Below are 13,004 nucleotides of genomic sequence, written 5' to 3' on the forward strand. Positions count from 1 at the left end.
CTTCTGAACAAATTTAGAGATCATCCATGTATCGAGTATTTGAACGCTTTACCAAACCCTTTCCCGAGCAAGAAGTTGGTCAGCCACCACAAGGTTTGTTGGCTTTCTGTCGCTTCTATACTAAGGGAATGGAATTACCCTTATTATTTATGTCGCTAAGTGCTGCGATCCTCGCAATTTTGGAAGTAACATTATTTGGCTTTATGGGTGATTTGGTTGACTGGCTCTCCACTTATACACCACAAACTCTATTTGAAGCCAAACAAACCGAGTTAATCCGAATGTCTGTGATCACGTTAGTGGCGCTGCCACTGTTAGTCTTTTTTCACAGCGCCATTTTGCATCAGAGTTTATTGGGTAATTACCCAATGGCTATTCGCTGGCAGGCACACCGCTACTTGCTAAAGCAGTCTATGACATTCTATCAAGACGAGTTTGCAGGACGTATTGCAACTAAAGTGATGCAAACTGCCCTAGCTGTGCGCGAATCAGTCATGAAACTACTCGATGTACTGGTATATATTTTAGTGTACTTCACCGCAATGCTCGCGCTTGTTGCAAGCAGTGATATACGTTTGATGATCCCCTTGGTTATTTGGCTTGGCTGCTATATCTGTTTCCAATTCTATTTTGTTCCTAAACTAAAACGCGTTTCTAGTGAGCAGGCTGACGCGCGCTCAGAAATGACGGGAAGGATAGTTGATAGCTACACCAATATTTCAACCGTAAAGCTTTTCTCTTATACCAAACGAGAAGAAGAATATGCCAAAGACAGCATGGATGTGTTTATTCAACCTGTATATAAGCAAATGCGCTTAGCAACTAGTTTAAATGTTAGTATTCAGGCCTTAAATTATCTGCTGGTATTTTCCGTTGCCGCGCTTTCAATCTACTTATGGTCATTTAATGCAATAACCGCTGGTGCAATTGCGATTACAGTAGGTTTAGCCTTACGTCTAAATGGCATGGCGCAGTGGATAATGTGGGAAATTAGCGGTCTATTCGAAAATATTGGTACCGTTGCAGACGGCATGAACACACTTTCCAGACCGCTTGATATTGTTGACCAACAAACAGCGCCGCAGTTAAATTTTAAAGCCGGAAAAATCGACTTTTGTAACACTACCTTCGCTTATAAGCGTAAAGATGCAGCGAGACAACATAACGTCATCGACAACCTGAACCTACATATCAAACCCGGCGAGAAAATTGGTGTAGTTGGCCGCTCAGGTGCGGGGAAGTCGACCTTAGTGAACTTATTACTGAGATTCTACGATACCGACGGCGGCAGCATCGAAATAGATGGCCAAAATATTGCGAAAGTAAAACAGGAAAGCTTAAGACGTCATATCGCCATGGTGACGCAAGATACTTCTTTGCTCCATCGCAGCGTGCGTGACAATATTCTTTATGGTCGCCCTGATGCATCAGAAGAAGAATTAATAGCCGCAACAAAAGAAGCGCAGGCTTACGATTTTATCCAAGACTTAGAAGACAGTCACGGTAATACTGGCTTTGACGCACAAGTAGGTGAACGCGGTGTGAAACTATCAGGTGGCCAACGCCAACGTATCGCCATTGCCCGTGTATTACTGAAAAATGCGCCAATTTTAATTTTAGACGAAGCTACTTCAGCCTTGGATTCTGAGGTTGAGCAAGCTATCCAAGAGAGCCTAGATGCACTGATGGAAGGTAAAACTGTTATTGCAATTGCCCATAGATTATCTACGATTGCACAAATGGACAGACTAATCGTTATGGATGAAGGTCGGATAGTAGAAGAAGGAAGCCATCAATCCTTGCTAGCTTTAGGTGGTATTTACGCCAAACTGTGGTCACATCAAACCGGTGGATTTATTGGCGTTGAGTAACGCCATTACAAAATAGCGAGACCGCCTTTTCAACTAATATATCAAGCTCTGCTTCTGGAAGCGGAGCTTGCCATTTTATCGCGCGTTCCCAATAGCCTAGCTTTTTCAGTGCGCCCCAAAAGTACGCTGCAGCAAAGTCCGCATCAAAACTACCAAGACACCCTGAATTCGCAGCATCTTCGAACCATTGGATCATCGCGGCTTCACAATGACTAAACTTTTCATTTAAATTCTGTGCTTGCTCAAAGCTACGCATCGATTCAATCATCACAATACGCGACAAACGCATATAATCCTCGTCATTCAACAAAGTCATTGCGCTTTTCGCAAGATGTTGCAGTTGCACTGAAAAGTCATAGTTTGGGATAAATTGTATCGCAGTTATCGGCTTAATTCGCTCAATTAGAAGCTCAACAACGGCATCAAAGAGCTCGTCTTTGGTCGAGTAATGCTTGTATAACGTGCGCTTTGATACTTCCGCTGATTGACTGATCGACTCCATCGTCGTCGCCTGCAAGCCTTTTTGAGCGAATTCTTCTATCGCTGCACATAAAATTGACTGCTGTTTTGGTGAAAGTTGCGTCATTTACTTATTCTGTCTTTAATTAATAGTGGGAAAAGCGAGCCATTGATAGCTGCTACTCACATGGTCAGTTGTATACCAAGAATCACCTCTCTATACAGAGATAAGCCTTCTTCGTAATAAATCAACATTCCCTTTATTTTAATCAATAAAGTCGTTAATAAAAAGTACACATGATCGTATACCTAAATTGAAGAAAAGTACACGCAACCGTTTACCTTTTATTTCTTTAAGTATACACTACCGTTTACTTGTTTAATTGTCGAACAAATAGCCTTTACTTTGGTGTGGTTAAGGTATGAAATGAAGTCACTTGACTGATTGCATCCAGTTGAGTGTGCGTTATTAAAGGCAAATTGCAAGGTAGTTCCCCGTCGAAGCCGGGGCAGCATAAAATGATAATATAGGAATTGGAGTGTTCATGTATCCAGCATCAATACGCAGTCGTGTTAAACACCTATCTTTTTTAATGCTCACGTTAGGCACTTTGTCAGCGTGTTCAGAAGCACCACAGCAAGGGGGCCATGCAATGCCACCTGCGCAAGTGAGTGTACAACAAGTTACTACTCAATCAGTGCCTTTCGATATCGAACTTCCGGCCACTCTCGCGGGTGATAAAGAAGTCGAAATTCGTTCTCGAGTGTCTGGGATCATCGAATCTCGCAACTTTGAGGAAGGTCAGTTTGTAAAAGCTGGTCATTCATTATTCACCATCGAGCTTAAACCTTTTGAATTAGCGGTAGAAAAAGCGCAGGCAGCACTTCAGGCAGCAAAAGCAAACGTTGATCAAACTAAGCGCGAGAGCGAAAGGCTTGAGCGTTTGAAGAACGAGCGTTCAGTATCAAAGCGCGACTTTGATAACTCAGTATCTGCTTACGATATTGCAGTTGCGAATTTAGAATCTGCAAAAGTCGCGTTGAGTGAAGCTAAGCTGGACCTTGAATATGCCAAAGTTGAAGCACCTGTTTCTGGTATTGTTGGTCGTGAACTGATGTCAGAAGGCAGTTATGTTTCTGGTCCGAGTGTGCTATTAACTGAACTTACCGACATTAGCACCATTCGTGCTCGCTTCGGCTTTTCAGAGCGTGAGCAGCTAACAATGCGCCAAGATGTAGAAAATGGCTCTTTGTCATTACCGGAAAATAATGAATTTGATACCACGATTATTCTGCAAGATGGTTCACTATACGGACAAGCCGGTAAAGTAAACTTTAGCGACGTTCGGGTAAACCGCTTTACGGGTACCAGTGAGTTACAAGCTCGTATTCCTAATGAAAATGGCGAGTTAAGACCGGGTCAGTTTGTGCGAGTTAAGCTCTCTGGTGCGGTACGCAATAATGCCGTTGTACTTCCACAAAGAGCCGTACTAGACAATGGTACGGGGAAATTTGTGTACATTGCTACCAAAAATGAACAAGGTGCAACCGTAGCCCTACCTGCGCCGGTCAAAGTTGGTGAATGGGTCAAGCTTAACAATGAGAATATGTGGGTTATTCGCGAAGGCTTAAAAGAAGGTCAACCTGTCATCGTTGAAGGTATGGCGAGGATCTTTTTCCCTGGTATGCCAGTGTCTGTGAGCGAGCAAGGGGAATAATCTGATGTTCTCCAAATATTTCATAAACAGGCCTATTTTTGCCTTTGTTATCTCTATCGTGATAGTGCTTGCCGGGCTTGCTGCAATGCGCAGTTTGCCTGTTGCACAGTACCCCGAAATTGCACCACCTCAAGTTGAGGTACGTGCGGTATACCCTGGTGCATCAGCGGATGTATTAGAACAAACCGTTGCAACCCCTATCGAAAACGCGATTACCGGTGTTGAAGGCATGATGTACATGACATCAACCAGTACGAACTCTGGCGTAACGACGATCGCTGTTACTTTTGAGATTGGAACGGATGTTGATCAGGCTGCCGTAGATGTAAATAACCGGGTGAAGCAAGTAGAAGCTCGTCTCCCTGAAGAAACTAGACGCCAAGGCGTGGTGGTTCAAAAGACATCTTCTAACTTCTTACAAGTACACGCTTTCTATTCGCCAGATGGTACTCGAGAAAGTCTCTGGACATCTAACTACGTTACCATGAATATCCTTGACCGCGTCAAACGCATTCCTGGTACGACTAACGTGCAGATTTTCGGTGCTAAAGACTATGCCATGCGTATTTGGTTACGCCCGGATATTATGAGTCAACTGCAAGTCACAGCAGACGATATTGCGGGTGCAATTAGAGAGCAAAACTCTCAGTATGCAGCGGGTAGTATTGGTGCAACACCGACATCTCAAGACGCGCAATCACTCGTTTATAGTGTCACCGCGAAAGGACGTTTATCGACGGCTGAAGAGTTCGAAAATATCATCGTTCGTGCAAACCCAGATGGCTCAACGCTGCGCCTTAAGGATGTTGCTCGCGTAGAGCTTGGTTCTAAAGACTATAACTTCCAAGGTACTATTAACGGTAAGGAAGCGGTATTACTCGGTGTATTCTTGCAACCGGGCGCGAATGCGCTTGACGTGGCTAAAGCAGTAGAGGCTGAAATTGAACAGATCAAACCTCAGTTCCCTACAGGTCTCGCTCACGTTAACTCTTACGACACCACACGCTTTGTAGAAGTCTCAATTCGAGAAGTGTTAAAAACGCTTGGTGAAGCAATGATCTTGGTATTCTTAGTGGTTTACCTGTTCTTGCAAAACTGGCGTGCAACGCTAATTCCAACGCTTGCAGTTCCGGTCTCGTTACTTGGTACATTTGCAGGTCTCTATATGCTCGGTTACTCGATTAACACGCTTACGCTGTTCGGCATGGTGTTATCGATTGGTATCGTGGTAGATGACGCCATCGTAGTACTTGAGAATGTCGAGCGGATTATGCATGAGCAAGGCTTGCAGGCTAGAGAAGCCGCGGTTAAAGCGATGCAGGAAGTAAGCGGTCCCGTAGTCGCGATTGTATTGGTATTGTGTTCGGTGTTTGTACCTATCGCTTTCCTAGGCGGGTTAACAGGCGAACTATTCCGCCAATTTGCGATCACAATCTCCATCTCTGTAAGTTTATCCGGTGTGGTTGCACTGACGATGACGCCTGCACTTTGTGTATTGCTGCTTAAGCACGAACACAAACAGGATGCCAAGTTTTTCTTGTGGTTCAATGACTGGTTCCATCGTGTAACCGGACGCTATGTTGGCGCGGTTAGCTTTATGGTTCGCCGTGGTTTTGTAGGCCTAACACTGATGGTAGCGATGATTGGTGCAACGGTATTCCTGTGGCAAAAAACACCAAGCTCTTTGGTACCAGACGAAGACCAAGGTTACTACATGATAGCGGTGTTCTTGCCTGACGGCTCTTCATTAGAGCGCACCGCTAAAGTGGCCGATGAAGTGATAGCTGCTGCAAAGTCTAACCCAGCTAACGAAAACGTTGTGGCGTTTACGGGGATGGACTTCATCGGTGGTGGCTTCAAAAATAGCGCGGCGACTATGTTCGTGACGCAAACACATTGGGATGAACGCGATGTGTCGGCGAAGGAACTTGTTGGTGAGCTATTTATGAAAACCGCGCATATTAACGAAGCATTAGTGCTGGCGTTTAACCCACCGCCAATTTTCGGCTTGGGTACAACAGGCGGATTTGAAGTCTTCTTGCAAAATAAAGGCGGCTCTGATCCCGCTAAATTGAAGCAAGGCATGCAGATGATCATGGCCGAGGCGCAGAAGAGCCCTATCCTTACAGGCATTCAAACGCTATGGCGTCCTGATGCACCGCAGCTAAAGGTGCATATGGATCGTGAACAAGCGCGTGCCATGGGGGTTAATATCAATTCTGCGTTTAACGCACTTGCAGCCAATTTAGGTAATTACTACGTCAACGACTTCAATAAGTTTGGCCGTGCATGGCAGGTGATTATGTCCGCTGAAGCTGAGTTTAGAATGACACCGGAAGATGTAGGCCGCATTTATGTGAAAAACAATCGTGGCGAAATGGTACCAATTTCTGCATTTACGGATGTTGAGTATAGTCGCGGTCCGGAAACCATGAATCGTTACAATAACTTATCTGCAGTTAAGTTAATGGGCGAAGCAGCACCTGGCTACAGCTCAGGTCAAGCTATCGCGGAGTTTGAGCGTATCGCCAACAAAGTACTACCACCAGATATGACTTACGAGTGGACGGGTTCCGCGTTCCAAGAAAAGCAAAACTCTGGCACAACAGGTATTGCACTCGGTATGGCCGTGATCATGGTATTTTTGATCCTCGCAGCACTTTATGAGCGCTGGTCATTGCCATTCTCGGTTATGTTAGCGCTACCGTTTGGTACTTTCGGTGCGTTGGTCTCAATCTGGATTGCTGGGCTAACCAACGACGTTTACTTCCAAATCGGTTTGGTTACCCTACTTGGCCTCGCCAGTAAAAATGCCATTCTTATTGTCGAGTACGCGCTAATGAAATATCAAGAAGGATGGAGTCCAGCAACCGCAGCCCTTGAAGCGGCAAGACTGCGTTTTAGGCCTATTATTATGACTTCACTTGCTTTCATACTTGGCGTAGTTCCACTGGTGATGAGTTCTGGAGCTGGCGCAGGAGCAAGACACAGTGTGGGTACTGGCGTAATGGGTGGTATGCTCTCGGCTACCTTCCTTGCAGTATTCTTCTTGCCCCTGTTCTTTTACTGGCTAATGGCAAGACGGATGTCAGAGAAGCGTTCTAAGCAAGAACTTTCAGATGAAATCGCGAAGCATCATAAAGATGAGCATGTCGATACAGATGAAGGATTAGCTTAATAACATCCCTTAAGTTAAACCATAAAACGCCTGAATTTTCAGGCGTTTTTTATATGTCTGATAAAGCTACTACCGCTTTTCCACCACCTTGCCATTACACACTTTATCACTAGCCATTAGTCGTAATTTCATGCTTTTCGTCCAATTGCACTTGATTTTGTCGACAATTAGGTTATCACTGATAAAGCATAATGATAAAAACTAGAGATCAACAGCAAGGAAAAGATATGACGACAGAGAGCCAATTAATAAAAGCAGTTGCACTTACAAAGAGTTACTTCAAAGGCCCCCAAGTAGCACCGCTCACTCAACTCACCATAGGGCAATATCTAGAAAATATTGTCGACAATTATCCAGAAAGAGAAGCCATTGTTGTCTCTCATCAATCAGTTCGCTTAAATTATCGTGAGTACCTCGCAAAAATAAATCAACTTGCCGCAAGCCTTTTAGCTGTAGGCATACAACCAGGGGATAGAGTTGGGATTTGGTCTCCGAACAACCTTGAATGGAGTCTAGTGCAATTCGCAACTGCTAAAATTGGCGCAATTATGGTGTGCATTAACCCCGCCTATCGCCCAAACGAACTTGAATACGTGCTAAACAACGTTGAGTGTAAGATGTTAGTTATGGCGAAGTCTTTTAAACATAGCCATTACGTTGACATGATTAGAGAGCTGGCACCAGAATCCTACGACTGCATGTTTGGCGAATTATCTTCACAGCGCCTTCCCTCACTCAAACAGATAGTGCTGATTGACGAGGATATTGAACCGGGTCTAATGAATTTCAGCACCTTGTTATCTAAAGCTAATGATGCCCACTATCTTGAGGCAAATGCGATTGCAGCCAACCTAAATGCCTGTGACGCTATCAATATTCAATTTACTTCAGGTACGACTGGCAATCCAAAAGGCGCCACCCTCACCCACAGTAATATCCTCAATAACGGATTACTCGTCGCCAATGCTATGAAGCTCACAGAGCAAGACAAGCTTTGTATTCCCGTGCCGCTTTATCATTGTTTTGGTATGGTACTCGGTAATCTCGTTTGTATTAGTAAAGGTGCGTGCGCCGTATTCCCTAACGATAGCTTTGATCCGCTTGTTACCTTAGAAGTTGTTGAACGAGAAAAATGCACCGGGCTTCACGGTGTACCAACAATGTTTATCGCACAATTAGAACACTCAGACTTTACGCAGTTTGATTTATCTTCGCTGCGCACTGGGGTGATGGCGGGTTCCACCTGCCCAGAAAAGGTCATGCGCCAAGTACAAACCCAAATGCATATGACCGATGTACTCATTGGTTACGGGCAAACCGAGTGCAGCCCAATCAACAATATTACCGAGATCAATTCGCCTGTAGAAAAACGAGTGCAGACTGTTGGTCGTGCTATGCCACATACCGAGGTCAAAATTATTGACGAGCTAGGACATATTGCCCCAATCGGTACGCCTGGTGAAGTATGTGCCCGTGGATATTGCGTCATGAAAGGCTATTGGCAAGACCCAGAAAAAACAGCAGCAACCATTGATAACGACGGCTGGCTCCATTCTGGCGATTTAGGGGTAATGGACGACGAAGGGTTCGTTAGCATCGTCGGCCGCATAAAAGACATGATCATTCGCGGTGGCGAGAACATTTATCCCAGAGAAATTGAGGAAGTGCTTTATCATCATCACGATATTCAAGACGCCGCTGTATTTGGGATCAAAGACGAAAAATATGGTGAGGAAGTATGTGTTTGGGTGCAACTTAAGCCGGGACACTATATTTCGGAAGAAGATATTCGTGTATTTTTAAAAGATAAACTCGCCTATTTCAAAGTCCCAAAATACATCAAATTGGTTGATGCCTATCCGATGACGGTAACGGGAAAGCTCCAAAAGTTTAAAATGAGAGATCAAATGGAGCAAGAGTTACATCAAACAGCGTAATTTGCGTTCGATATCCCTGTTGCCACGCAAATGGGTGTTGCGTGGCAAATCAAATAATCCTCTAAAACTCAATTCTCCCAATAATCTCCTTAGTTAGCCTACAAAGAGTAGGAAGTTCGGTTTAATCAATACACATAAAAGCAATAAATTATTATCATTTTGTTTAACACCTATCGACTTTTGTACCCAAAAGATATAGAACAGTTTTGTTTCCATATACAGGACAATAACAATATGTTTAAATTATCAACAGTTTCCAGCCTTCTGGCATTAAGCTTTACAACGGGTGCAATGGCACAAATATCCTATCTTGAAGACACACGCGACCAAATTAGTATTCAAGATTATAGTTATGAACAAAAAGCGCTTGTAGCTGAGCAAGCAAAACTATTACTTGACGGTTTATACGTCAATAAATATGCCAAAAACCTGTACTACGGACTTTCTCCGGCCGGACACTTAGACCCAGTTGTTGCAGTAGACGATTTAATCAATAACATGGGAAATCTAAGTTCTTCTCAATTTCATCAGCAGCTGCAAAAGATCTTCTTATCTCAGCGAGATTTTCATTTGGACTATAACTACCCGGCACCAATGAAAAACTTTGTTTCTTTTGTACCAGTTCATTTTGCACAAACCGTCAATACAGATGGCAGCAAGGAAGTACGCGTAAACCGTATCTGGCAAAACTACACCGTACTTGCACCAGATACATCAACGGTTTCTTTAGGCGATAAAGTCATTGCATACAACGGCCAAGCAGTAACGGATGTAGTAAACAACACACTATTCCAAGGCGGTGGGGCTAATCCAGATGGCGGGTTTGTTGGTGCGTTAAACAACTTGACTATCAAATCACATAATAAACAGATGCCGCCACAAAATGACGCGCTAACGCTTACTTTGGAGTCTTACGAAACGGGCGAAATATATAGTGTTAACTTGCCTTGGTTGGTCTATAACGGAAATCCGAGTACTCAAGCGAATACAGAGGATAATGCAGCGCAGTTTACGCAAAGTATTAACTATGAATTTGCTACATTTAAAGAGTTAGAAGCGGCAGCACAAGATAGTGCTTTTGCCCTAGCAGCCAATGCCACTGCTGAGCCGACGGTAACATGGAATAAGGTGCAAGTAGACGGCGAATCAGTCGGCTATATTAAGATTGCCTCTTTTTCACCTAAAAATGGAACTAACACTGCCCTTGTTGCCATCATAGATATCTTAGATAACCAGCTAAGTGACACGAAAGCACTTATTATTGATGTTAGAAGCAACCCTGGTGGTAATATTCTATATAACGACTATTTACTACAACTGTTTACACCAAAACGTGTTACTCCGTCCCATGTACGTTTTATCAACACACCTGAGAACCACCATATTCTAAATAATTCCCTGTTCGGTACTTACCTAAGTGATAATTGGCACCAAGTATTAGCTGACGTACAAGGCACCAATGAACAATACTCTGCTGCAACCTCATTCATGACAAAAGATGCAGCGAACCAGATTGGGCAGGCATATTATGGTAACGTGGGGGTTTGGGCAAACGCTAACACCTACTCTGCAGGTGATATGTTCACATGTGGTATGCAAGATAACGGTATTGCAACCGTATTTGGACAGCACGAGCGTACTGGTGCAGGTGGCGCAAACGTAATTGAGCACGGTTTATTTGTACAGTACGTGGGTGCACCATATCAAGCGCTACCTTATGATCAAAGTATGCGGGTGTCGTGGCGTCAGTCAGTACGTCAAGGTCATCACATCAATGCGCTCATTGAGGATTACGGCTGTGTTGCCAATGAAGTTGTCAGTTATAATGTTGAAGACATATTCGATGGTGATACTCAAGATTTCAATACGATCGCTCGTAAGTTACTCGCAAAACCCACAGCGCGTGCAACGGTAGCATTTAATTCAGATAGATTTGCATCGGTTGCTGAAACTAACGGAGTGTATAATTTTGATGTAACCAACACAGAATACGTAGACGTATACATTGATGGCACTAAAGTAAAACGTATTTCTGCATTTGCGTATGGTACTCAAGCTAAAACGATTAGCTATACATTACCAAGTAACGTAACGACTGGTACAGTGCAGTTTGTTGGGTTAGATAGTGGTAAAACGCGTTTATGGAATTCAACGAGGTTTTTCTAAAACTTTAGCTACCATTAATTTCTAAATATGCAGCGGATGAAACCGCTGCATTTCAACAGTCTACATATTTCACGTAGCGCTTACATCACTCTGAAAACTTTGCTCAGTAAAACTCACATTCACCGTTAAGCTACCACTCAACCAATTGTTTAAATTGAATTTTTTCTTTGGTTTATTTCTTGCTGTTAATTTCTAAATTTTATATGAAGGAAACGAGCAATGACCAAGTGTCCATTAACCACCACAGCTGGTAATCCAATCGCCGATAATCAAAATAGTTTGACCGCGGGTCCTCGAGGCCCATTATTGGTTGAGGACTACCAGCTAATCGAAAAACTGGCGCATCAAAATAGAGAGCGTATTCCAGAGCGTACCGTGCATGCTAAGGGATGGGGTGCGTTTGGAACATTTACAGTAACAAACGATATAAGCCGATATACCAAGGCAAAGCTATTTGCTGAGGTTGGTAAGCAAACCGACATTCTGATGCGCTTTTCAACGGTAGCCGGAGAAAAAGGGGCTGCAGATGCGGAGCGTGACGTAAGAGGTTTCTCGATAAAGTTTTACACTGATGAAGGAAATTGGGATTTAGTTGGCAATAATACCCCCGTATTTTTTGTCCGTGATCCGTATAAATTCCCAGATTTTATTCACACCCAAAAACGCCACCCTAAAACTAACCTGCGCTCCAACACCGCGCAATGGGATTTTTGGTCACTGTCGCCGGAAAGCCTGCATCAAGTATTAATTTTAATGTCTGACCGTGGCTTGCCAACGGATGTAAGGCACATGAACGGCTATGGCTCACATACCTTTAGTTTGATTAACGAAGACAACCAAAGAGTTTGGGTGAAGTTTCATATGAAAACCCAACAAGGCCACCAGCATCATACCGATGAAGAGTCAAAATCAGTAATTGGCGAAAGCAGAGAGAGTTTTCAAGAGGACTTGCTTGAGGCCATAGAACGCGGAAATTATCCGAAATGGGATATGAAGATTCAAGTGATGACTGAAGCGCAAGCAAAACAGTTCCAACACAATCCGTTTGACTTAACCAAAGTCTGGCCGCATGGCGACTTTCCACTCATCGATGTTGGCACACTAGAATTAAATCGCGTACCAGACAATTATTTTGCAGAGATAGAACAAGCTGCATTTAGTCCGTCTAACGTGGTGTCTGGAATTGGATTTTCTCCCGATAAAATGTTGCAAGCACGCATTTTCTCTTATGCCGATGCTCACCGCTACCGACTCGGTACGCATTATGAGGCATTACCTGTTAATCGCCCAAAATGCCCAGTGCATCATTACCACAAAGACGGTGCAATGCGGTTCTTTAACAATGAACCTGGTGGTAACGAAGATGCCTACTACGAGCCTAACTCGATGGGTGGCCCAAAAGAGCGCCCAGAATGTAAACGCCCTGCTCTTGAACTTGAGGGTATGGCAGATAGATACAACCACCGCAAAGACAATGATGATTTTTCACAGCCTCGTGCTCTATATTGCCTATTTGATGATGCCCAAAAGCAGCGCTTGTACGGCAACATAGCACGCGCGATGGCGGGTGTACCTGAACATATCATAGAACGCCAACTTGGGTTATTTAAATCTGTTCACGAAGAACTTGAAGCCGGTGTTAGAACAGCACTGAATGAATAAGGTTAACTGCCTA

General features: G+C 43.8%; 7 protein-coding genes. 6 read left to right on the plus strand and 1 reads right to left on the minus strand.

Going from position 1 to position 13,004, the window contains the following annotated elements:
* Positions 1–26 precede the first annotated feature (26 nt).
* On the plus strand, positions 27–1,871 hold the full coding sequence (locus MHN30_RS21830) for an ABC transporter ATP-binding protein (protein WP_239361121.1): 1,845 nt from the start codon (positions 27–29) through the stop codon (positions 1,869–1,871).
* On the opposite strand, the gene MHN30_RS21835 is transcribed toward MHN30_RS21830, so the two are convergent.
* Entirely contained in the window at positions 1,855–2,457 is a 603-nt protein-coding gene (locus MHN30_RS21835) for a TetR/AcrR family transcriptional regulator (protein WP_010604874.1), read from the minus strand. The two genes, MHN30_RS21830 and MHN30_RS21835, sit on opposite strands and share 17 nt — an antisense overlap.
* Positions 2,458–2,875: 418 nt before the next feature.
* Between MHN30_RS21835 and MHN30_RS21840 the strand changes: the two genes are divergently transcribed.
* From MHN30_RS21840 to MHN30_RS21860, 5 genes are all read left to right on the plus strand, one after another.
* On the plus strand, positions 2,876–4,048 hold the full coding sequence (locus tag MHN30_RS21840) for an efflux RND transporter periplasmic adaptor subunit (RefSeq protein WP_039495769.1): 1,173 nt from the start codon (positions 2,876–2,878) through the stop codon (positions 4,046–4,048).
* A 4-nt stretch (positions 4,049–4,052) separates the two neighbouring features.
* A complete protein-coding gene (locus MHN30_RS21845; protein WP_010604876.1) occupies positions 4,053–7,226 on the plus strand; it encodes a multidrug efflux RND transporter permease subunit in 3,174 nt (1,057 codons plus the stop codon).
* Between the two features lie 227 nt (positions 7,227–7,453).
* Positions 7,454–9,163 carry an AMP-binding protein gene (locus MHN30_RS21850; RefSeq protein ID WP_239361122.1) on the plus strand — a complete coding sequence of 570 codons (1,710 nt, stop codon included), beginning with the start codon at positions 7,454–7,456 and terminating at the stop codon, positions 9,161–9,163.
* A gap of 234 nt (positions 9,164–9,397) precedes the next feature.
* The gene (locus tag MHN30_RS21855) at positions 9,398–11,329 is read left to right on the plus strand and encodes a S41 family peptidase (RefSeq protein WP_239361124.1); all 1,932 of its coding nucleotides are present in this window, start codon (positions 9,398–9,400) and stop codon (positions 11,327–11,329) included.
* 219 nt (positions 11,330–11,548) lie between these two features.
* The gene (locus MHN30_RS21860; protein WP_239361125.1) at positions 11,549–12,991 is read left to right on the plus strand and encodes a catalase; all 1,443 of its coding nucleotides are present in this window, start codon (positions 11,549–11,551) and stop codon (positions 12,989–12,991) included.
* The last annotated feature ends 13 nt before the right edge of the window (positions 12,992–13,004 follow it).

It is taken from the genome of Pseudoalteromonas sp. OF7H-1, from assembly GCF_022347825.1.
Classification (GTDB): domain Bacteria; phylum Pseudomonadota; class Gammaproteobacteria; order Enterobacterales; family Alteromonadaceae; genus Pseudoalteromonas; species Pseudoalteromonas maricaloris.